Source organism: Pseudomonas sp. WS 5059, from assembly GCF_012985525.1.
Taxonomy (GTDB): domain Bacteria; phylum Pseudomonadota; class Gammaproteobacteria; order Pseudomonadales; family Pseudomonadaceae; genus Aquipseudomonas.
This window is the reverse complement of the sequence record NZ_JAAQWO010000004.1, coordinates 598,198-620,406: the sequence shown is the minus strand read 5'-3', so window position 1 is coordinate 620,406 and position 22,209 is coordinate 598,198. Positions and strand designations below refer to the sequence as shown.

Annotated in this window: 21 protein-coding genes; 12 read left to right on the top strand and 9 right to left on the bottom strand. The window is 61.4% G+C overall.

The annotated features are described in order from the left end of the window. Window positions 1-456: 456 nt before the first annotated feature. Together HBO12_RS15095 and aptA are read right to left on the bottom strand one after the other, a co-directional pair. Window positions 457-1,950 (bottom strand): CoA-acylating methylmalonate-semialdehyde dehydrogenase, encoded by a 1,494-nt coding sequence (locus HBO12_RS15095; protein ID WP_170042556.1) that lies wholly within the window; start codon window positions 1,948-1,950, stop codon window positions 457-459. Between the two features lie 74 nt (window positions 1,951-2,024). Further along, window positions 2,025-3,374, bottom strand: a complete 1,350-nt coding sequence (gene aptA, locus HBO12_RS15090) for an omega-aminotransferase AptA (RefSeq protein ID WP_169957156.1) — start codon at window positions 3,372-3,374, stop codon at window positions 2,025-2,027. Between the two features lie 125 nt (window positions 3,375-3,499). On the opposite strand from aptA, the gene HBO12_RS15085 reads away from it, so the two are divergent. From HBO12_RS15085 to HBO12_RS15060, 6 genes are all read left to right on the top strand, one after another. Next, window positions 3,500-4,420, top strand: a complete 921-nt coding sequence (locus HBO12_RS15085; RefSeq protein ID WP_169957154.1) for a LysR family transcriptional regulator — start codon at window positions 3,500-3,502, stop codon at window positions 4,418-4,420. Window positions 4,421-4,506: 86 nt separating this feature from the next. After that, window positions 4,507-5,901 carry a uracil-xanthine permease family protein gene (locus HBO12_RS15080; protein WP_170042555.1) on the top strand — a complete coding sequence of 465 codons (1,395 nt, stop codon included), beginning with the start codon at window positions 4,507-4,509 and terminating at the stop codon, window positions 5,899-5,901. Between the two features lie 87 nt (window positions 5,902-5,988). Beyond that, window positions 5,989-6,648 (top strand): TetR/AcrR family transcriptional regulator, encoded by a 660-nt coding sequence (locus HBO12_RS15075; protein ID WP_169957152.1) that lies wholly within the window; start codon window positions 5,989-5,991, stop codon window positions 6,646-6,648. A gap of 13 nt (window positions 6,649-6,661) precedes the next feature. After that, the gene (locus HBO12_RS15070) at window positions 6,662-7,243 is read left to right on the top strand and encodes an IMPACT family protein (protein WP_169957150.1); all 582 of its coding nucleotides are present in this window, start codon (window positions 6,662-6,664) and stop codon (window positions 7,241-7,243) included. A 46-nt stretch (window positions 7,244-7,289) separates the two neighbouring features. Then, complete coding sequence (locus HBO12_RS15065; RefSeq protein ID WP_169957148.1) at window positions 7,290-7,976, top strand: SDR family oxidoreductase; 687 nt, start codon at window positions 7,290-7,292, stop codon at window positions 7,974-7,976. 242 nt (window positions 7,977-8,218) lie between these two features. Beyond that, the gene (locus HBO12_RS15060; protein ID WP_170042554.1) at window positions 8,219-9,574 is read left to right on the top strand and encodes an 8-oxoguanine deaminase; all 1,356 of its coding nucleotides are present in this window, start codon (window positions 8,219-8,221) and stop codon (window positions 9,572-9,574) included. Here the strand turns inward: HBO12_RS15060 and HBO12_RS15055 are convergent, their stop codons facing one another. Beyond that, window positions 9,575-10,663, bottom strand: coding sequence for a calcium:cation antiporter (locus HBO12_RS15055; RefSeq protein WP_170042553.1), 1,089 nt, complete (start codon window positions 10,661-10,663; stop codon window positions 9,575-9,577). Between the two features lie 194 nt (window positions 10,664-10,857). Between HBO12_RS15055 and HBO12_RS15050 the strand changes: the two genes are divergently transcribed. Then, complete coding sequence (locus tag HBO12_RS15050) at window positions 10,858-11,811, top strand: adenosine deaminase (protein ID WP_170042552.1); 954 nt, start codon at window positions 10,858-10,860, stop codon at window positions 11,809-11,811. Window positions 11,812-11,842: 31 nt separating this feature from the next. Here the strand turns inward: HBO12_RS15050 and HBO12_RS15045 are convergent, their stop codons facing one another. Beyond that, on the bottom strand, window positions 11,843-12,541 hold the full coding sequence (locus HBO12_RS15045) for an ArsR/SmtB family transcription factor (protein ID WP_170042551.1): 699 nt from the start codon (window positions 12,539-12,541) through the stop codon (window positions 11,843-11,845). A 134-nt stretch (window positions 12,542-12,675) separates the two neighbouring features. Next, complete coding sequence (locus HBO12_RS15040) at window positions 12,676-13,605, bottom strand: LysR family transcriptional regulator (protein WP_170042550.1); 930 nt, start codon at window positions 13,603-13,605, stop codon at window positions 12,676-12,678. Window positions 13,606-13,727: 122 nt separating this feature from the next. On the opposite strand from HBO12_RS15040, the gene HBO12_RS15035 reads away from it, so the two are divergent. Then, window positions 13,728-14,741, top strand: coding sequence for a zinc-binding alcohol dehydrogenase family protein (locus HBO12_RS15035; RefSeq protein WP_169957140.1), 1,014 nt, complete (start codon window positions 13,728-13,730; stop codon window positions 14,739-14,741). Between the two features lie 149 nt (window positions 14,742-14,890). Continuing rightward, window positions 14,891-15,070 (top strand): hypothetical protein, encoded by a 180-nt coding sequence (locus HBO12_RS15030; protein WP_032859764.1) that lies wholly within the window; start codon window positions 14,891-14,893, stop codon window positions 15,068-15,070. An 8-nt stretch (window positions 15,071-15,078) separates the two neighbouring features. On the opposite strand, the gene HBO12_RS15025 is transcribed toward HBO12_RS15030, so the two are convergent. Beyond that, window positions 15,079-16,272 (bottom strand): multidrug effflux MFS transporter, encoded by a 1,194-nt coding sequence (locus HBO12_RS15025; protein ID WP_170042549.1) that lies wholly within the window; start codon window positions 16,270-16,272, stop codon window positions 15,079-15,081. An 86-nt stretch (window positions 16,273-16,358) separates the two neighbouring features. Then, window positions 16,359-16,556 (bottom strand): heavy-metal-associated domain-containing protein, encoded by a 198-nt coding sequence (locus HBO12_RS15020; protein ID WP_169957137.1) that lies wholly within the window; start codon window positions 16,554-16,556, stop codon window positions 16,359-16,361. A 147-nt stretch (window positions 16,557-16,703) separates the two neighbouring features. On the opposite strand from HBO12_RS15020, the gene HBO12_RS15015 reads away from it, so the two are divergent. The 3 genes from HBO12_RS15015 to cueR all read left to right on the top strand — a co-directional run bounded on the left by HBO12_RS15015 (window position 16,704) and on the right by cueR (window position 19,764). Next, window positions 16,704-17,084, top strand: a complete 381-nt coding sequence (locus tag HBO12_RS15015; RefSeq protein WP_169957135.1) for a hypothetical protein — start codon at window positions 16,704-16,706, stop codon at window positions 17,082-17,084. Between the two features lie 80 nt (window positions 17,085-17,164). Then, a complete protein-coding gene (locus HBO12_RS15010) occupies window positions 17,165-19,366 on the top strand; it encodes a heavy metal translocating P-type ATPase (RefSeq protein WP_170042548.1) in 2,202 nt (733 codons plus the stop codon). Further along, a complete protein-coding gene (gene cueR, locus HBO12_RS15005; RefSeq protein WP_169957133.1) occupies window positions 19,363-19,764 on the top strand; it encodes a Cu(I)-responsive transcriptional regulator in 402 nt (133 codons plus the stop codon). Before HBO12_RS15010 ends, cueR begins: the two co-directional genes overlap by 4 nt. A 54-nt stretch (window positions 19,765-19,818) precedes the next feature. On the opposite strand, the gene HBO12_RS15000 is transcribed toward cueR, so the two are convergent. Both HBO12_RS15000 and HBO12_RS14995 read right to left on the bottom strand, forming a co-directional pair. Next, window positions 19,819-20,715 carry a PA4780 family RIO1-like protein kinase gene (locus HBO12_RS15000; protein ID WP_076961462.1) on the bottom strand — a complete coding sequence of 299 codons (897 nt, stop codon included), beginning with the start codon at window positions 20,713-20,715 and terminating at the stop codon, window positions 19,819-19,821. Between the two features lie 174 nt (window positions 20,716-20,889). Then, on the bottom strand, window positions 20,890-22,167 hold the full coding sequence (locus tag HBO12_RS14995; protein WP_169957131.1) for an acetyl-CoA C-acetyltransferase: 1,278 nt from the start codon (window positions 22,165-22,167) through the stop codon (window positions 20,890-20,892). Window positions 22,168-22,209: the final 42 nt, after the last annotated feature.

Here is a 22,209-nt window from a genome sequence, read left to right as displayed (position 1 = left end):
CTCCACAAGCACCCACACGAATTGCTTGATTCAGTTGTTAAAGAGCGGTTGGTTAAGATCTTTCGTCTCAACCGAGGCGCGCATTCTACAGCAGCCTCATTTGCTGTCAAGTGATTATTTTCAGAAGCTTCGAGGTTTTCCTCAACAACTTCAACCACTTGCGCTTTCGATCTCTCGTCAGCGGGAGGCGAATTCTACAGCGTTACACGCTGCTGTCAACACCTCTTTTTCAACTTCCTTTTGGCTTCGATGAACTGAAGCAACCTGCTGCCGAAAACTACATAACTCTTTGTTTACCAAAGAGTTTTCCGTTTCGACTGCGCCGGAAGTGGGGCGAATTATAGACAGATATAAATCGCCGTCAACCGTTACTTTCACAATTCTGTCATATCGGTCAAAAAAGCCCCGAAAACGCAAAGGCCGGCCCCGAGGGGCCGGCCTTCTGCTCATCCAACCTTACAAACTAGGGAACGCGAACTGCGACGCCTCATGGCTGGCACGCTGCGGCCAGCGCTGGGTGATCGCCTTGCGACGGGTATAGAAACGCACCCCATCCGGCCCATAGGCGTGCAAGTCGCCAAACAGCGAACGCTTCCAGCCGCCGAAGCTGTGATAAGCCACCGGCACTGGCAATGGCACGTTAACCCCTACCATGCCCACTTCAATCTCGTCACAGAACAGGCGCGCCGCCTCACCGTCACGGGTAAAGATGCAGGTGCCGTTGCCATATTCGTGATCATTGATCAGTTGCATCGCCGCTTCCAGGCTGTTCACCCGGACGATGCACAGCACTGGGCCAAAGATCTCTTCCTTATAGATGCGCATCTGCGGCGTCACGCGATCAAACAGGCAGCCACCGAGGAAGAAGCCGTCCTCATGACCGCTAACGCTCAAGCCACGCCCATCGACCACCAGCTCAGCACCCGAAGACACACCGTCTTCTATATAGCCGCTGACCTTGTCCCGCGCCTGCGCAGAAACCAACGGCCCCATGTCCAGGCCACAGGAAGTACCCGCACCAATCTTCAGCGCCTTGATCTGCGGTACCAGCTTGGCGATCAATGCATCCGCCACCTGGTCACCCACACAGACCGCCACCGAGATTGCCATGCAACGCTCGCCGCAGGAACCGTAGGCTGCGCCCATCAAGGCACTGACCGCGTTGTCCAGGTCCGCATCCGGCATCAGCACCGCATGGTTCTTCGCCCCGCCCAGCGCCTGTACACGCTTGCCGCGCTTGGTCGCTTCGGAATAGATGTACTCGGCAATCGGCGTCGAACCGACAAAACTCAAGGCCTTGACCTCAGGCGCCTCGATCAGCGCATCCACCGCGCCCTTGTCACCATGCACCACGCTCAACACGCCTTTGGGCAAACCGGCTTCCTGCAGCAACTGCGCAATCAACAGCGTCGAGCTTGGGTCGCGCTCCGATGGCTTGAGGATGAAGCAGTTACCGCAGACGATGGCCAGCGGATACATCCACAGCGGCACCATGGCCGGGAAGTTGAACGGTGTAATACCCGCCACCACACCCAGCGGCTGGAAGTCGGACCAGGCATCAATGTTCGGGCCGACGTTACGGCTGTACTCGCCCTTGAGGATTTCCGGCGCCGAGCATGCGTACTCAACGTTTTCGATACCGCGCTTCAACTCACCGGCGGCGTCTTCCAGGGTCTTGCCATGCTCTTCGCTGATCAACTGCGAGATGCGGGCTTCGTTCTGCTCCAGCAATTGCTTGAAACGAAACATCACCTGGGCACGCTTGGCCGGTGGCGTATTGCGCCAGGCCGGGAATGCCGCCTTGGCCGAGTCGATCGCCTGTTGAATGGTTTCACGGCTGGCCAATGGCACCTGGTGAATCACCTGGCCAGTAGATGGGTTGTAGACGTCGGCGCTACGACCGCTATCGTTAACCAGTTCGCCGTTGATCAAATGCTGGATAAGGCTCATGCAAGGCTCCTGAAAAGTTGTCCACAGGCGCGACACGCGTCGCGCCCGACAGTTGTTCTATATAGAAGGAGAAATCAGTCGATCGTGTTCAGCACTTCGCCGACCGCATCGAACAAGCGATCCAGGTCCTGCGGCTTGCTGTTGAAGGTTGGGCCGAACTGCAGGGTGTCGCCGCCAAAACGCACATAGAACCCGGCCTTCCACAACGCCATGCCTGCTTCGAATGGGCGCACGATGGCGTCCCCATCACGCGGTGCAATCTGGATCGCACCGGCCAGGCCGTAGTTACGAATGTCGATCACATTCTTGCTGCCCTTGAGGCCATGCAGCGCATTCTCAAAGTGCGGCGCGACTTCGGCCACGCTCTGCACCAGGTTTTCCTTCTGCAACAGATCCAATGCCGCCAACCCGGCTGCGCAAGCTACCGGGTGTGCCGAGTAGGTATAGCCGTGTGGGAATTCCACCGCGTACTCAGGCGTCGCCTGGTTCATGAATGTCTGATAGATCTCGCTGCTGGCAATCACCGCACCCATCGGAATCGCCCCGTTGGTGACTTGCTTGGCGATGCACATCAGGTCCGGCGTCACACCGAAGCTATCGGCACCAAACATCGAGCCGGTCCGGCCAAAGCCGGTAATCACTTCGTCGAACACCAGCAGGATGTTGTGCTGGTCACAGATTTCACGCAGGCGCTTGAGGTAGCCCTGGGGTGGTACGAGCACGCCAGCCGAGCCTGCCATCGGCTCGACGAACACCGCAGCGATGTTCGAAGCATCATGCAACTCGATCAGCTTGAGCAACTCGTCAGCCAGGGCAATACCGCCCAACTCCGGCATGCCGCGGGAGAAGGCATTACTGGCCAGCAGGGTATGGGGCAGGTGATCAACATCCATCATCGCCTGGCCAAAAATCTTACGGTTGCCGTTGACGCCGCCCAGGCTGGTACCGGCGATGTTCACCCCGTGATAACCACGGGCGCGGCCGATCATCTTGGTCTTGGTTGCCTGGCCCTTTAGGCGCCAGTACGCACGCACCATCTTCACCGCCGTGTCGGCGCACTCGGAGCCGGAGTCAGTGAAAAACACATGATTCAGGTTGCCTGGGGTCAGGTCGGTAATCTTTTCTGCCAACTGGAAGGACAAAGGATGACCGTATTGGAAGCCTGGCGAGTAGTCCAGGGTGCCCAGTTGCTTGGCGACCGCTTCCTGGATTTCCTTGCGCGTGTGCCCTGCGCCGCAGGTCCACAGCCCCGACAGCGAGTCATAGACCCGACGCCCCTTGTCATCGATCAACCAACTGCCTTCGGCACCCACGATCAGGCGTGGGTCGCGCTGGAAGTTACGGTTGGCGGTGTAAGGCATCCAGTGGGCATCCAGCTTCAATTGGCTGGCCAGGGTGGATGGGGCGTTTTCGGGCATGTTCATCAGCAAAACCTCGCAGGGCAAAAGGCAGCGTCGGGATTGAAAAGCGTTGTTGCAGCTAAATTGCCACGGGGATAAAGTCTAGGAAATGCAACTCTTCTAACCTTCAGTCAGGCATTCACTAAACTATGAGCAGCCGTCGACCCGACCCGCTAGCCCAAGTCAGCGACTTCGATATCCGCCTGTTGCGCATCTTCCGCAGTGTGGTGGAGTGCGGAGGCTTCTCGGCGGCGGAAACCGTGCTGGGCATCGGCCGTTCGGCCATCAGCCAGCAAATGAGCGACCTCGAACAGCGCCTGGGCCTGCGCCTGTGCCAGCGCGGGCGCGCCGGTTTCTCTCTGACGGAAGAAGGTCGCGAGGTCTACCAGTCCGCACTGCAACTATTAAGTGCGCTGGAGAGTTTCCGCACCGAGGTCAACGGCCTGCACCAGCACCTGCGCGGCGAACTGATCATCGGCCTGACCGACAACCTGGTGACCCTGCCCCATATGCGCATCACCCATGCCCTGGCGCAGTTGAAAGAACGCGGCCCGGACGTGCAGATCCAGATCCGCATGATCGCCCCCAACGAAGTGGAACAAGGTGTGCTCGACGGGCGCCTGCATGTCGGCGTGGTGCCCCAGGCCAGCGCACTGTCGGGCCTGGAGTACCAACCCCTGTACAGCGAGCGTTCGCTGCTCTACTGCGCGGTGGGCCATCCGCTGTTTTATGCGGACGATAAGCAACTGGACGACCACCGCATCAATAGCCAGGACGCCATCGCACCAACCTTCCGCCTGCCCGCCGATATCCAGGCCCATTATCAGGCGCTCAACTGCACCGCCAGCGCTTCCGACCGCGAAGGCATGGCCTTCCTGATCCTCACGGGGCGCTATATCGGCTACCTGCCCGACCACTACGCCAGCCTGTGGGTGCAACAAGGCCGACTGCGTGCGCTGAAACCGCCTACACGTTTTTACGATTTAAGCCTGGCTTCGGTCACCCGCAAGGGCCGCCGCCCCCATTTGGTGCTGGAAAGCTTTCTCGACAGCCTGGCCGCGACCCGCTGATACGGGCCCCACACAAAACCTGAGCAAGTGGACAGCTTTTTGCAAGGCACAGGGACCATGAACCGTCAGCCCCGAGCCCACATGCCATGCCACCAGAATCCTCCAGCGCCAGCGACCTGATCTACGGCCTCAACGACCGTCCCAAACCACTGCCCGCATTGCTCGCGGCCCTGCAACATGTGCTCGCCAGCTTCGTCGGCATCATCACCCCGCCTTTGATCATCGGCTCGACCCTGGGCCTGGCCGCCCACCTGCCCTACTTGATCAGCATGGCGTTGATGGTTTCCGGTGTCGGCACCTTCATCCAGGCCCGTAGGCCGTTTGGAATTGGCGCGGGGATGATCTGCCTGCAAGGCACCAGCTTTGCCTTTCTCGGCGCAGTGTTATCGGCGGGTTTCCTGGTCAAGCAGCGCGGCGGCAGCCCGGAAGACATCCTGGCGATGATCTTTGGCGTGTGCTTTTTCGGCGCGCTGGTGCAGGTCATATTGAGCCGTTTTATCGGCCAACTGCGCCGGGTCATCACGCCGCTGGTAACCGGGATTGTGATTACCCTGATTGGCATCAGCCTGATCAAGGTGGGCATCACCGACCTGGGCGGCGGCTTCAATGCGCCGGACTTTGGCGCGCCGACCAACCTGGCCCTGGGCCTGTTCGTGGTGCTGACGATTATCCTGCTCAATCGCTCGAATACGCCGTGGGTACGCCTGAGCGCAATCATCATCGGCCTGCTATTGGGCAGCCTCGCCGCCTGGTTCAGCGGCAAGCTGGTGCCCCAGCCCCTGCCCGACCTGCCCTTGATCAGCCTGCCGACGCCGTTCCATTTTGGCTTCAGCTTCGACTGGAGCGCTTTCCTGCCGGTCGCGCTGATTTATCTGATCAGCAGCATCGAAACCGTGGGCGACCTCACCGCCAACTGCATGATCGCCCGCCAGCCCATCAGCGGCCCTTCCTATATAAGCCGGCTCAAGGGCGGCGTGCTGGGGGATGGCGTCAGTTGCATGATCGCCGCCACTTTCAGCGCGTTCCCCAACACCACCTTTGCCCAGAACAACGGCGTGATCCAGTTGACCGGCGTCGCCAGCCGCTATGTGGGCCTGTACATCGGCGTAGTGCTATTTTGCCTCGGGCTGTTTCCACTGATTGGCGCGGTATTGCAGCAAATCCCCAAGCCGGTGCTCGGTGGCGCGACCCTGGTGATGTTCGGCAGCGTGGCCGCCGCCGGCGTGCGCATCCTGGCCCAAGCCCCGCTGGACCGCCGCAGCATGCTGATCATCGCCACCTCGTTTGGGGTCGGCCTGGGCATCGCCGCGCAACCGAACCTGTTACACCTGATGCCAACCCTGGTGCAAAACCTGTTCGATTCAGCCATCACCAGCGGCGGGCTGACGGCGATTGTGTTGTGCCTGATCCTGCCGGAATCCAAGGCGACAACGCCTGCCGCAAATCCACTCGTGGAAAACGACACGCTGGAACCGCTTTGACGCTTTTATCGTATCGGGACTTGTCTGAGGCTTGAGGGTGGGTTATCTGTGCAGCAATCGCATTCATCGATCTGCACGGAAACCTCCATGAGCCTCGAAGTTCCTGCCCACAACAGCCACGCCGGAAAACCCGCCAGCCGCATTCGGCAAAAGAACGAACAAGCGATCATCCAGGCCGCTGAAGATGAATTCGCCCGGCATGGCTACAAAGGCACCAGCATGAACACCATCGCCGCGAGCGCCGGGCTACCGAAGGCCAACCTGCATTATTACTTCACCAATAAGCTGGGGCTGTATATCGCGGTACTGAGCAATATCCTCGAACTGTGGGACAGCACCTTCAACACCTTGACCGCCGAGGATGATCCTGCCGAGGCGCTGACCCGCTATATCCGCACCAAGATGGAATACTCGCGGCGCCAGCCCCAGGCTTCGCGGATCTTCGCCATGGAGATCATCAGCGGCGGCGAATGCCTTACCGAATATTTCAGCCAGGACTACCGCGCCTGGTTCAGCGGCCGGGCTGCGGTATTCCAGGCCTGGATCGATGCCGGCAAGATGGACCCCGTGGATCCGGTACACTTGATCTTCCTGCTGTGGGGCAGCACCCAGCATTACGCTGACTTCGCGACCCAGATCTGCCGCGTGACCGGTCGCACCAAGCTGACCAAGCAGGACATGGAAGACGCCGGCAGCAACCTTATCCACATTATTCTCAAGGGCTGTGGCATCAAGCCTGCCCTCTGAACGAAGCGATCCAATGCCTTTCACCCTTACGGGCTTTTGCGAATTTCGCGAAGAAATCCGCAAAAGCCGCTTCATCACCTATGCCGCGCCGATTACCAGCCCGCAGGACGCCCAGGCGTTTATCGAGCAGCACAGCGACCTCAACGCCACGCATAACTGCTGGGCCTGGAAACTCGGTGGGCAATACCGCAGCAACGACGACGGTGAACCCGGCGGCACCGCCGGGCGGCCGATCCTGGCCGCCATCGAGGCCCAGGGGTTTGACCAGGTCGTGGTGCTGGTGGTCCGCTGGTATGGCGGTATCCAACTGGGTACCGGTGGCCTGGCCCGGGCCTATGGGGGCGGCGCGAATAAATGCCTGCAAAACGCCGAACGGGTCGAACTGATCAGCCGCGTGCCCTTGAGTTGCGCCTGCGGCTTTGCCGAGTTGACGCTGGTAAAGCTGCGTGTCGCCGAACTGGGTGGCCTGGTGGTGGAAGAAACCTTCACCGCAAACGGCGTGGAGCTGCAACTGGCACTCGGCGAAGCCCATATCGACACCCTGCAAACGCAGTTGGCCGACCTGAGCCGCGGACGAATCCTGCTGCAACGCTGAACCTGATAAGGTTGTTCACTAAACTCCGACGCCAAAGGAAGCCTTCATGTCTACGCCAAAAACCGCACTGATCATCGGCGCCTCGCGCGGGCTGGGCCTTGGCCTGGTCAAGCAATTGCTGGCTGATGGCTGGCAAGTCACCGCCACCGTGCGCAACCCGCAAAAAGCCGACGCCCTTAAAAACCTGGGCCCGGTACAGATCGAGCAACTGGACATGGACGACCAACAGGCCGTCATCGCCTTGAACCAGCGCCTGAAAACCCAGACCTTCGACCTGCTGTTCGTCAACGCCGGCGTCAAGGGCCCGGCCAACCAGACCCCGGGCCACGCGACCCAGGCCGAAGTCGGCCAACTGTTTTTCACCAATGCCGTGGCGCCGATCAACCTGGCTCAACGCTTTGCCCCGCAGATTCGCCAGGGCAGCGGCGTACTGGCGTTCATGAGCTCGGTGCTGGGCAGCGTGACCATGCCCGACGCACCAGACCTTGCGCTGTACAAGGCCAGCAAGGCCGCCCTGAACTCCATGACCAACAGCTTCGTGTCGCAATTGGGCGAGCAGAAACTGACCGTCCTGTCGTTGCATCCGGGCTGGGTCAAGACCGATATGGGCGGCGAAGGGGCCGACCTGGACGTGGAGACCAGCGTACGCGGGCTGATTGCCCAAGTGAACGCCTACACCGGCAAGGGCGGCCATCATTTCGTCAACTACAAGGGCCAGACCATTCCCTGGTAACCCCAACCCTGTAGGAGCCGGCTTGCCGGCGATGGCGTCACTGAGAACATCGCAATATTGGCGGGCCTCATCGCCGGCAAGCCGGCTCCTACAGGATAAATGGATGTCGGATGAGCGGTGGATAGACCCCACCGCTCACTCCACGTAGACTTCCCACCTCGCCCTTACCGGCGACCCTGGATCAGCAGACAGGGCAACACTGAGCTGGCAAACCTGAACCCATCATTCAGAGGAGCCGGCCAATGCCTGCGACCCGTACCTGGTTAAAAAACCCTCTCGCGATTTTCACTGCCAATGCTCTCGATGCCCGTGGCGGCCTGGTGCTGCAAGACGGCGTGATCGTTGAAGTACTCGCCCTCGGCCAACAACCAAGCTTGGCCTGCGAACACACCTTCGACGCCCGCGAGCACGTGATCCTTCCCGGCCTGATCAACACCCACCATCACTTCTACCAGACCCTGACCCGCGCCTGGGCCCCGGTGGTCAACCAGCCGCTGTTCCCCTGGCTGAAAACCCTGTACCCGGTCTGGGCGCGCCTGACCCCGGAAAAACTGGCCCTGGCCAGCAAAGTCGCGCTCGCCGAACTGCTGCTCTCAGGCTGCACCACCGCGGCCGATCACCACTACCTGTTCCCCGATGGCCTGGAGCAGGCGATCGACGTGCAAGTCGATAGCGTGCGCGAACTGGGCATGCGCGCCATGCTCACTCGCGGTTCGATGAGCCTGGGCGAAGCCGACGGCGGCCTGCCACCGCAACAGACGGTGCAGCAGGGCGAAGTGATCCTCGAAGACAGCCAGCGCCTGATCAAGCGCTACCACGAGCGCGGCGATGGCGCGCAAATCCAGATCGCCCTGGCGCCCTGCTCGCCGTTTTCGGTCACCCCCCAAATCATGAGCGCCAGTGCCGAACTGGCCAACCAGCTCGATGTGCGCCTGCACACCCACCTGGCCGAAACCCTCGACGAAGAAGACTTCTGCCTGCAACGCTTCGGCCTGCGCACCGTGGACTACCTCGACAGTGTCGGCTGGCTCGGCCCCCGCACCTGGCTGGCCCATGGCATTCACTTCAACCCTGAGGAGATCGCCCGCCTGGGCGCGGCCGGCACCGGGATTTGCCATTGCCCAAGCTCCAACATGCGCCTGGCCTCCGGCATCTGCCCGACCCTGGACCTGGTCGCCGCCGGCGCGCCGATTGGCCTGGGCGTGGACGGCTCGGCTTCCAATGATGCCTCCAACATGATTTTGGAAACACGCCAGGCCCTGTATATCCAGCGCCTGCGCTACGGCGCGGAAAAAATCACCCCTGAGGGCGTACTGGGCTGGGCCACCAAGGGTTCTGCGCAGTTGCTCGGCCGTAGCGATATCGGTGAACTGGCGGTAGGCAAACAGGCCGACCTGGCGCTGTTCAAACTCGATGAGCTGCGCTTCTCCGGCAGCCACGACCCTGTTTCGGCGCTGCTGCTATGCGGCGCCGACCGTGCGGATCGAGTGATGGTGGGCGGCAAGTGGCGGGTGATCGAGGGGCAAATCGAGGGCATGGACCTCAAGGGCCTGATCGCCGATCACAGCCAGGCGGCGCGGCAGTTGATCGCCGGCTGACTACACGCCCAGCAGCGACAACATGATAAAGGTCGCAAACAGCACAAAATGGGTCATCCCTTCGATGGCGTTGGTTTCGCCATCGTTGAGGTTGATCGCGCTGACAATCAGCGTGATAAACACCATCACGGTTTGCACCGGCGTCATCGCCATCTGAAACGGCTGGCCGGTGTACAGCGCCATGGCTTCCATCACCGGCACGGTCAAGATCACCGTCGACAACGAAGCACCCAGCGCGATGTTGACCACCGACTGCATGCGGTTGGCCAATGCCGCACGCAAGGCGGTCAGAATCTCCGGGGCGGCGGAAATCGCCGCCACCAGGATCGCCGTGATCACCGGCGGCGCGCCCGTGCCCTCCAGGCCAAGGTCCAGGGTCTTGGACATCACTTCGGCCAATGCGCCAATCACCACCACGCCAAACACCAGGGTTGCGATGGAGAATGTCAGGTTGACCGGCGAAGCCTGTTCTTCCGGCAACGGCTTGCGGCGTTTTTCCGGATAGCTGTAGCTGAAGAAGTAGCTGTGTGGCCCCACCTGCATGCGCAGGAACAAGGCGTACAACACCACCATCGCGCCAATGGTGAAGGCCGAGTAGATTTTCCAATCGGCCTCGGGGATAAATTCCGGTACCACCATGGATACGCCCATGGCGGTGAGGATCATCACGCTGTAGGTCCGCGCCGAATCATCGTTGTAGGACTGTTCCCCATGCTTGATGCCACCCATCAGCGCGGCCAAGCCTAAGATGCCGTTGATATCCAGCATCACCGCCGAGTAAATCGTGTCGCGCACCAGGGTCGGCGACGCCTCGTTGCTCATCATGATCGCCAGGATCACCACTTCCACCAGCACTGCCGCGAGGGTCAGGATCATGGTGCCGTAGGGGTCGCCGACCTTTTCAGCGAGAAGTTCGGCGTGGTGGGCCACGCGCATCGACGCCATGACGATAAAACCGATCAGCACCAGGCCACCGAGCAGTGCCGTCACCTGCCCACTGTGCAGCAGCCAGTGCTCCAGCGAGTAGGCCGCGATGGCGGCGATCAGCGCCAGCCACATGAATTTTTCTTGCTTGAGGGATGTGAGCATTGCGGGCCTTTTCGAGCGGCGATTCAGTCATTGATGGGGTACAGACTGCGGCGATTCGCTAACGTTTCGTTACACCTTAGTTCATTCACCCATTGCCGCAGGCACGAACAATGCTTACCGCTCGGTCAGGTTTTACCGATTATTTGCGCCCTGGCCTGTAGAATGCCGCCATTGCACCTGATGAGAACGCACACATGTACGACTGGCTCAACGCCCTGCCCAAGGCCGAACTGCACCTGCACCTGGAGGGTTCGCTGGAGCCCGAGCTGCTGTTCGCCCTGGCCGAACGCAACAAAATCGCGCTGCCGTGGAACGACGTCGAAACCCTGCGCAAGGCCTACGCCTTCAATAACCTGCAAGAGTTTCTCGACCTCTACTACAAGGGCGCCGATGTATTGCGCACCTCCCAGGATTTCTACGACCTGACCTGGGCCTACCTGCTGCGTTGCAAAGCGCAGAACGTGATTCATACCGAGCCGTTCTTCGACCCGCAGACCCACACCGACCGTGGTATCCCGTTTGAAGTGGTGCTCAATGGCATCGCCAGCGCGCTCAAAGATGGCGAGCAGCAACTGGGCATCACCAGCGGCCTGATCCTCAGCTTCCTGCGCCACCTGAGCGAAGAAGAAGCCGAAAAAACCCTCGACCAGGCGCTACCGTTCCGTGATGCGTTTGTCGCCGTGGGCCTGGACAGCTCGGAAATGGGCCACCCGCCGAGCAAGTTCCAGCGCGTGTTCGATCGCGCCCGTGGCGAAGGTTTCCTGACCGTCGCCCATGCTGGCGAAGAAGGCCCACCGGAGTACATCTGGGAAGCCCTCGACCTGCTGAAGATCCAGCGTATCGACCATGGCGTGCGCGCCATCGAAGACGAGCGCCTGATGCAGCGGATCATCGACGAGCAGATCCCCCTGACCGTGTGCCCACTGTCCAATACCAAACTGTGCGTGTTCGACGACATGGCCCAGCACAACATCCTCGACATGCTCGAGCGTGGGGTGAAGGTCACGGTGAACTCGGATGACCCGGCGTACTTCGGCGGGTATGTCACCGAGAACTTCCACGCGTTGCACACCTCGCTGGGCATGACCCAAGACCAGGCCAGCCGCCTGGCGCAAAACAGCCTGGATGCACGCCTGATCAAGCCGTAAGCAACCCAGGCAGGAGCCGGCTTGCCGGCTCCTACACAGCCGCTATCCGGGCAATTTCCAGGCGCCCGGCCTCGGTGACCTGCAGTGCGCTCGACTCGTTGATCGTCTTCAACCAGCGCGACTGCATGAACAATTGCAACAATCCCGCCCCCAGCGCCCCACCCAGGTGCGGCTGCTGCTCGCTCCAGTCAAAACAGTCGCAAGCCAGCGTCGAGTAACCCTGATGGGCCAAGGCCTGGGTAAAAATGCCGTGCTCGGCCAAATGCCGTGCGCCCAGGGGCGTCACATGGATCCGCTGTTCGTAGCGCTCGATCCACTTCGCCAGCAGCATGCGTTGATAAAGTGCCGCCGCCATTTCCCCGCCCAAGTGGTCATGGCACAGCCGCGCCTGGCGCAACGCTGCCGGCGCCAGCAACGCCGCCACCGGCCGGCTGGGCGCAATGCGTGCCACACTGGCAATTGTGGTACTGGCCAACGCATCGACTGCCGCGCCCACATCCGCCGCCGCCATGCGGAAGAAGCGTTTGCGCCCACGGGCTTCAATACGCAGCAATCCACCCGCCGCCAACCGCGCCAGATGCGCATTGGCCGATGACGCCGATAACCCAGCCAACATCGCCAGTTCTTCAGACGGCTTGGCCGAGCCGTCCATCAATGCCCAGATCATCGCGGTGCGCTTAGGGTCGGCCAGCAAGGTGGCGATCTGGCTGATGCAAGGTGCCTGTTCCATGTACTCACTCCCTGTTGAATCGTTGGTCTGCTCCATTCCGCGCAAAAGTATAAGTGTGTAAGCAGCAGATTCCGTGGCGTCTTACAGCCAAATCAGCTACAGCAACTGCCTGAAATTTCCTGAATCCCCTGGGGTTATTGCGTAGTCCCTCGCCGTTCAGGCAACTGCGCGCTCAACTTCCCACAACGTGCCACGAGCATTTCTCGCAGGAGATTGATCGGTTTACTCAATTGCGCGCGGTGGGCGCACAGCAGATTGAGCGGTGTGCGCTCACCCTGCAGCTCCGGCAAGAGCAGCTGCAGACGGCCGGCCAGCACGTCGGCGCTGACATCCAGCCAGGACTTGTAGGCAATACCCACCCCGGCCACGGCCCAGCGCCGCACCACATCGGCATCATCACTGAAGCGGTCACCGGTGACGGTCAGGCTGATTTCCCGCTTGCCATCGCGAAAGCTCCAATGGTCGTGCACCCGGCTGCCGAGCATGTAAAGCAGGCAATTGTGCTGGGCCAACTCCTCCAGGTGGCGCGGCTCGCCATGGCGGGCCAGGTAGCCGGGCGCCGCGCACAGCACCCGGCGATTGTCCGGCGCCACAGGCAAAGCCACCAGGCTCGAGTCCTCGGGTTCGCCGTAGCGCAAGGCGATATCCACCGGCTGGCGGAACAGGTCGGCGATCCGGTCGCCCAGCAGCAGGCGTACGCTCAATTGCGGGTGCTCACGTTGAAATTCGTCGAGCCACGGCAATAGTAGGTTGCGTCCGAAGTCCGAAGGCGCCGACAGTTGCAGGACACCGCTGACATGATCCTGACCGCTGGCCAGCAGGCGCCGGCCTTCATCCAGTTGGCTCAAGGCACCACGGGCGTACTGCAAGAAGCCCTCGCCCTCGGCGGTCAGGCGCAGGCTGCGGGTGGAGCGAGCCAGCAAGCGCACGCCCAATTGTTGCTCGATGCGTTTCAACGCGGCACTGGCTACCGCCGCCGACATATCCATGACCCGGGCGGCGGCAGACAAACTGCCCAAATCCGCCGCACGCACGAACAACTGCAAATCATCAAAACGCAGCATGAGCATCGCCCCGACTAATTATCAAAAATATATTGAAAGAGACTGCTCTTTTAGCGGGTTTTATCTGCAAGAGAAATAGCCAATGATCCACCTATTCCCTTCCACACACCCTGGAACTCGTCATGAAAGCCATCGCCTACTACGCCGCATTGCCAATCAACGACCCCAAGTCCCTGCAAGATATCCAATTGCCTGAGCCGGTGGCCGGCCCGCGCGACCTGCTGGTAGAAGTCAAAGCCATCTCGGTCAACCCGGTGGACACCAAGATCCGCCAGAACGTCGCCCCGGAAAACGGCGCGGCCAAGGTGTTGGGCTGGGACGTTGCGGGCGTGGTCAAGGCCGTCGGCAGCGAAGTGACACTGTTCAAGGCCGGCGACAAGGTGTTCTACGCCGGCTCCCTGACACGCCCGGGCGGCAACAGCGAGCTGCACACCGTGGATGAGCGCATCGTCGGCCATATGCCCAAGAGCCTGGGTTTTGCCGAAGCCGCTGCCCTGCCGCTGACCGCTATCACCGCCTGGGAACTGCTGTTCGAACGCCTGCAAGTCCCTGAAGGCAAGACCGATCAAGGCCAGAGCCTGCTGATTGTCGGCGCTGCCGGTGGCGTGGGGTCGATCCTCACCCAACTGGCGGCGCAACTCACCGCGCTCAAGGTCATTGGCAGTGCCTCGCGCCCGCAAACCCAGGCCTGGGCCAAGGACCTGGGGGCCGACCTGGTGGTCGATCACAGCCAGCCCCTGAGCGAAGAGCTCAAGCGCGCAGGCCACCCGCAGGTGACCCACGTCGCCAGCCTGACCCAGACCGACCAGCATCTGGACCAGTTGGTCGAAGCCCTTGTGCCCCAGGGTAAACTGGCATTGATCGATGATCCCAAGTCGCTGGACGTGCTCAAGCTCAAGCGCAAGAGCCTGTCGCTGCATTGGGAGTTCATGTACACCCGGTCGATGTTCGAGACTGCCGACATGATCGAGCAACACAACCTGCTCAACCGCGTGGCCGAGCTGATCGACGCCGGCACCCTGAAAACCACGGTGGGCGAACACTTCGGCGTGATCAACGCAGAGAACCTGCGCCGCGCCCACGGGTTGCTGGAAAGCGGCAAGGCCAAGGGCAAGATTGTGCTGGAAGGCTTCTAAGACGCGGGCTCTGTGAGTGTCGTCCGCTATCGTTGTAGGTAAAGGACGGCACCGCTAGTCAGACACTTGATCCTTGTCATATTTGTGAGCGTATTCGGGTTTATATTGGCCGCCTTTGCCACGCAATCTTTTACGTGAGGAAGTCAGCAATGAAGATCCTGATAAAAGCGTTAGCAAAATCCCAAGGCAACAAATGGCAGGTTCGCCTGGACCACGATGCCTTTACCTTCCGCAGTGAAGCCGAGGCCCGCGCCTTCGCCAATACCCTGCAAAACCGGATCCAGGCACCCCACCGCTTTCCCGAAAGCCAGCAGCGCGCTACTGGCTGAAAACGCCGTCAGACCTGCGCTTGCAAGGCACGCTGCCGTTGCAGGCGCTGGGTCAACATGGCCACCACTACCGCCAACACCCCGCACAGACTGATGACGATCGACATCGGCATGGCCGTGCCGTCGTGCAATGCGCCGACCAACGATGCCACCCCCGCCGCCACCCCAAACTGAATGCAACCCAAAAGGGCCGACGCGCTACCGGCCCGCGCGCCCTGGCCGTTCATGGCGCACGCCGAGGTATTGGGCATGATGCAGCCCAGGCTGGCGATACACAGGAACAGCGGCACCAGCAGCGGCCACAACGCCTGGGTATGCAGAGCACTGACCGCCAGCAACGCCAGCGCCGCCGCGAGGTACACCCACACCGTGCGGGTCAGCAGAAACGCCGGGCCGCGCTTGGCCAGCAGCCGCGCGTTGACCTGGGCCACCAGGATAAAACCCGCGGCATTGGTGCCAAACAGCCAGCCATAGTGCTCGGCCGGCACGCCGTAGAGCTTGATAAACACGAAAGGCGAACCAGCAATGTAGGCAAACATCCCGCCAATCGCGATGCCACCGGTCACGGCATAGCCCAGGTACACCCGGTCGGCCAGCAGGCGTCCGTACTGGCGCAACGCCCCGGACAATGGCTGCCGAGGCTGATGAGCCGGGAAGCTCTCCGGCAAACCGACAGCCACCGCCACCCCGGCGCCGACGCTAAATACCGTCAGCGCGAGGAAAATCGACTGCCAGCCCCACAGGCTGACCATTACCCCACCGAGCATCGGTGCCAGGATCGGTGCCAGCCCGACCACCAGCATCAACTGCGAAAAGACCTTGGCCGAGCCCACCGCGTCGCACTTGTCGCTGACCACCGCCCGGGAAATCACCATGCCCGCACACCCGCCCAGAGCCTGGACGAAACGCGCACCGATCAGCCACTCCAGGGACGGCGCATAGGCGCACGCCAAGGAGGCCACGGTGAACAGGGTGACGCCGCTCAACAGCGGGATGCGCCGGCCAAAACGATCCGCCAGCGGCCCATAGATCAACTGGCCGATCGCCAGGCCGGTGAAGTACACCGCCAGGGTCAGCTGGATATGTTTTTCGTCGGTACCGAACGCCACGGCCATGGCCGGGAAGCCCGGTAGATAAAAGTCGATGGCCAGCGGCGCAAATGCGCTCAAGGCCCCCAGAATAAGGATTATGCGAAGGTTCATCAGGCACCCGGAAGAGTCGGCAGCCCGACAGTCTAGCCGCGCTTGGGTGCCTTGAACATTACGTTAGCTCGCTACCTATTAAATAATCAGGCGAGCCTGGCGTTGTAGCCTTCTTCGGTGATCAGGCTGATCACCTCTTCCGGCGACAAGCGACTTACCACGCCGACTTCCTTGGCTTTCAGATCTACATTCACGCTAGCGGCCGGATCTCTGGATTGTACTGCTTGGGTCACGGCCCGAACGCAATGGCCGCAGGTCATTCCTTCAACGCTGAATATTTGCATGACATGACTCCTTGAGTGAGGTTTCGCCCAGTTTCATCCTTGCCACGATGGCAAGGTCAAGCGCTGAAAACAACTGCCGGGCTGGCATTCCCTGGCGGCGTCGGCCAAGCTGCAACCATCCACGATTTGAAACCCGGAGAATTCACCATGCGCTGGTCGTTTTTTGGCCTTGTGAGCCTGCTCAGCCTGTTCGCCACTGTCCCCCAGGCCAGCGCCGCCGAGGACTATGGGGTGCTGATCATTTCCAGGGAACGCCTGGAAGTGCCCACCAATTGCGAGATTGGCCTGTACGTCAATGATCAACTGGCCGGCCGGCTGTTCCAGGAGCAGGCCACCTCGTTCAACTTCCCCGCAGGCCGGGTCTCGCTGCGTCTCAAACTGTTGCCGGGCCAGGCGCCAGGCTGCCTGCCGGGACTGTTGGCGCCCAAGGCACAAACCATCGAGTTGAAAGCTGGCGACGTGCGCAAGCTGCGCATTGCCCAAGGCGCAGACGGCATGTACCTAAAGCCTGCAAAACTGGGCTATTGAACCACGCGGGATAATGGAGCTTGACCTTCCCCTAAGGTTAAGGTTGATCCTACAGGCAACTACTCCTGGAGGACTGCCCCATGAATGGATCCACCACCTTCGACCTGCCGATCAGCGGCATGACCTGCGCCAGTTGCGTCGGGCGGGTCGAACGCGCCCTGAACAAGGTGCCCGGCGTGCAAAGCGTCAGCGTCAACCTGGCCAATGAACGAGCCCACGTCGAGGTGGCGGGCCAGATGGACGCCGCCGTACTGATCGCCGCCGTAGAAAAGGCCGGCTATACCGCCACCTTGCCGCAGAGCGAAACCGCCACCCAAGCCAGCCAGGAACAGCGCCTGAAACGCGAACGCTGGTCACTGGTGATGGCCATTGTGTTGGCATTGCCACTGGTGTTGCCGATGCTGGTGCAGCCCTTCGGCCTGCACTGGATGCTCCCGGCCTGGATCCAGTTCCTTCTCGCCACACCGGTGCAGTTCATCTTTGGTGCGCGCTTCTATGTCGCCGCCTGGAAAGCCGTGCGCGCCGGTGCGGGCAACATGGACCTGCTGGTCGCCATCGGCACCAGCGCCGGGTATGGCCTGAGTATCTATCAATGGCTCATCGCCCCGGCTGGGGTGGAACCGCACCTGTACTTCGAAGCCTCGGCGGTGGTGATCGCCCTGGTGCTGCTCGGCAAATACCTGGAAAGCCGCGCCAAACGCCAGACCGCCAGCGCCATCCGGGCCCTGGAGGCCTTGCGGCCGGAGCGGGCGATCCAAGTGATTGATGGCCGCGAGCAAGATGTCGCCATCAGCGCGCTGCGCCTCAACGACTTGGTACTGGTCAAGCCCGGCGAGCGTTTCCCGGTGGATGGCGAAGTGGTCGAAGGCCAAAGCCATGCAGACGAAGCCTTGATCACCGGTGAAAGCCTGCCGGTACCGAAACAGCCTGGGGATAAAGTCACCGGCGGTGCGATCAACGGTGAAGGCCGTTTGCTGGTACGCACCCTGGCCCTCGGCGCCGAGAGCGTGCTGGCGCGCATCATTCGCCTGGTCGAAGACGCCCAGGCCGCCAAGGCGCCGATCCAGAAACTGGTGGATAAAGTCAGCCAGGTATTTGTGCCGACCGTGTTGGTGATCGCCCTCGCCACCCTGATTGGTTGGTGGTTATACGGTGCGCCGCTGGAAACCGCATTGATCAACGCGGTGGCGGTACTGGTGATTGCCTGCCCGTGCGCATTGGGCCTGGCGACGCCGACTGCGATCATGGCCGGCACCGGCGTTGCGGCCCGTCACGGGATTCTGATCAAGGATGCCGAAGCCCTGGAGCGCGCCCACGAAGTCAGCGCGGTGGTGTTCGACAAAACCGGCACCCTCACCTCCGGCGCGCCGAAAATCGCCCACCTGCATGCGGTAGATGGCAATGAGGCGTTGCTGCTGCAACAGGCCGGCGCCCTGCAACGCGGCAGCGAACACCCATTGGCCAAGGCAGTACTGGACGCGTGTAACGAACAAGGCCTGCCGGTTGCCGATGTCAGCGCCAGCCAATCCCTGACCGGGCGCGGCATTGCCGGCACCCTGGACGGCCGGCAACTGGCCCTGGGCAATCGGCGCATGCTCGATGAGACCGGCTTGAAGCCGGGGGACCTGGCCGCCAACGCCAGCGCCTGGGAGGCCGAGGGCCGCACCTTGTCCTGGCTGATCGAGCAAAGCCCACAGCTGCGGGTACTGGGCCTGTTTGCCTTTGGCGATACCCTTAAGGAAGGTGCCCTGCAAGCCGTGCAACAGCTCAAGGCGCGCAATATCAGCAGCCACTTGCTGACCGGCGACAACCGCGGCAGCGCCCGCGTGGTGGCACAAGCGCTGGGCATCGACGATGTGCACGCCGAAGTGTTGCCTGCCGACAAGGCCGCCACCGTCGCCGAGCTGAAAAAGACCGGGGTAGTGGCCATGGTCGGCGACGGCATCAACGACGCCCCGGCCCTGGCCGCTGCGGATATCGGCATCGCCATGGGCGGCGGCACCGACGTGGCGATGCACGCGGCCGGTATCACCCTGATGCGCGGCGATCCGCGCCTGGTGCCCGCAGCGCTGGAAATCAGCCGCAAGACCTACGCAAAAATCCGGCAGAATCTATTCTGGGCCTTTGTGTATAACTTGATCGGCATTCCGCTGGCCGTGTTCGGCCTGCTCAACCCAGTATTGGCCGGTGCCGCCATGGCCCTGTCCAGCGTGAGCGTGGTCAGCAATGCGCTGCTGTTGAAAACCTGGAAACCCAAGGATCTGGAGGATCACCGCCAATGAACATCGGCCTAGCAGCCCGGCAAAGCGGCTTGAGCGCCAAGATGATTCGCTATTACGAATCCATCAACCTGCTCAAGCCGGCCCATCGCAGCGACAGCGGCTATCGCCTGTACGACCACGAGGACCTGCATACCCTGGCCTTTATCAAGCGCTCGCGGGACCTGGGGTTTTCCCTGGAGGAAGTCGGCAAGCTGCTGGAATTGTGGCAAGACCGGCAGCGCGCCAGCGCCGACGTCAAGGCGTTGGCTCGCCAGCATATCGATGAGCTGAACCACAAGATCCGCGAGCTGGGGCAGTTGCGCGATACCTTGCAGGACCTGATGGAGAACTGCCAGGGCGATCACCGGCCCGATTGCCCGATCCTCAAGAAGTTGGCGTCGGGCAGTTGCTGTAACTGAGTAAGGAGCGGGGGTACAAAAAATCCGGCCTGGGCCGGATTTTTTGTTGTCAGATCACTGCATCCACGGCGGCGGCGGTTCCTCCGCCGGTTTGCCCGGTGGCGCATCGTCCGCTGCGCGGATCGCCTGGCGCCGCTCTTCGTCGAGGCGTGCCGCTTCGATCTCGCGCATCACGCCGCCCACATCCGCCAACTCTTCCGGTTCGTCGAACTCGCCGGTCAATACGCTGGCCGGGTGCAAGGTGCCGGCTTCGTACAGCGCCCACATTTCCTTGGCGTACTTGGTAGCCTTCAATTCCGGGGCAAAGCGCCCGAAATACGAAGCCATGTTGCCCACGTCCCGCTCGAGCATGGTGAATGCGTGGTTGTTACCCGCCGCGTCCACCGCCTGCGGCAGGTCGATGATTACCGGTCCCGTCGGCGTCAACAGTACGTTGAACTCGGACAAGTCACCGTGCACCAGGCCGGTACACAGCATCAATACGATCTGCGAGATCAGGAATGCGTGATACTCACGGGCCTGATCCGGCTCCAGGACCACGTCGTTCAGGCGTGGCGCCGCATCACCGTATTCATCGGCCACCAGTTCCATCAGCAACACGCCTTCGAGGAAGTCGTAGGGCTGGGGCACACGCACACCGGCACCGGCCAGGCGAAACAAGGCCGCCACTTCGGCGTTCTGCCACGCGTCTTCGGTTTCTTTCTTGCCGAACTTGGAGCCCTTGGCCATCGCCCGGGCCTGCCGGCTGTTGCGGACCTTGCGGCCTTCCTGGTATTCGGCCGCCTGACGAAAACTTCGTTTATTCGCCTCCTTGTAGACCTTGGCGCAACGTAACTCGTTGCCGCAGCGCACCACATAAACAGCTGCTTCTTTACCACTCATGAGTGGGCGCAGCACTTCGTCGACCAGACCGTCCTCGATCAGGGGTTCAATGCGTTTAGGAGTCTTCATCAGCTTTTATTGTGGGTCCTTTATTACCAAACACGCGTATGGCACTCGTTATACGGCAATCCTCGCACAGCGGGGAGAGGGTAACGAGCCTTGATCTGCTAAAGAATGCATCCAATATGCCAGATTAATCCGACAAAGCCGCTATTGCTCAAGGCGTTCGGATGATAGCCGAGATCAGCGCTCAATGATCGCCGTCACGCCCTGGCCACCCGCCGCGCAGATCGAAATCAGCCCGCGCCCCTTGCCGGCCGCGTCCAGCAGCTTGGCCAGGTTGGCGACGATACGCCCACCGGTAGCGGCAAACGGGTGCCCGGCGGCCAGGGAACTGCCCTTGACGTTCAGGCGGCTGCGGTCGATGGCGCCCAACGGTGCGTCCAGGCCCAGGCGGCTCTTGCAGTAATCGGCATCTTCCCAGGCCTTGAGTGTGCACAACACTTGGGCAGCGAAGGCTTCATGGATTTCGTAGTAGTCAAAATCCTGCAGGGTCAGGCCATTTCTCGCCAACAGGCGTGGGACGGCATACACCGGCGCCATCAACAGCCCTTCGGCGCCATTGACGAAATCCACCGCCGCCGCTTCGCCATCGCGCAGGTAGGCGAGGATCGGCAGGCCACGCTCCTTGGCCCAGGCTTCGCTGCCCAACAACACCAGGGATGCACCATCGGTCAGTGGCGTGGAGTTGCCGGCGGTCAGGGTGCCCTTTGCGCTGCGTTCAAAAGCCGGTTTGAGGCTGGCGAGTTTTTCCAGGGTCAGGTCTGGGCGCAGGTTGTTATCACGGGTCAGTCCCAGGAACGGCGTGAGCAAGTCGTTATGCCAGCCTTCGGCGTAGGACGCGGCCATCTTCTGGTGGCTTTCCAGGGCCAGTTGGTCCTGCTCGGCGCGGGGTATCTGCCAAGTCTGCGCCATCAACTCGCAATGCTGGCCCATGGACAGGCCCGTACGCGGTTCGCCATTGCGCGGCAGTTCCGGCTTGAGGTGTTGCGGGCGAAGTTGTAACAGGACTTTTAATTTATCCGCCATGGATTTGCTGCGGTTGGCCTGCAGCAGGATCTTGCGCAGGCCCTCGTTCACCCCGATGGGCGCGTCGGAGGTGGTGTCGACACCGCCGGCGATCCCGCATTCGATCTGCCCCAGGGCAATTTTGTTGGCCACCAGCAACGCCGCTTCCAGCCCGGTGCCACAGGCCTGTTGAATGTCATAGGCCGGGGTTTGCGGCGACAGGCGCGAGCCCAGCACGCATTCGCGGGTCAGGTTGAAGTCGCGCGAATGCTTGAGCACCGCGCCTGCGGCCACTTCGCCCAGGCGCAGGCCGTGCAGGTTGTAGCGCTCGATCAAGCCTTCCAGGGCAGCGGTCAGCATGGCCTGGTTACTCGCCGTGGCGTAGGGGCCATTGGAACGGGCGAAGGGGATGCGATTACCGCCAATGATCGCGACACGGCGCAACTGAGTCATGGAAAGCTCCCTGTTAGGTGGTAGGTGCAATCCTGAGCCTAG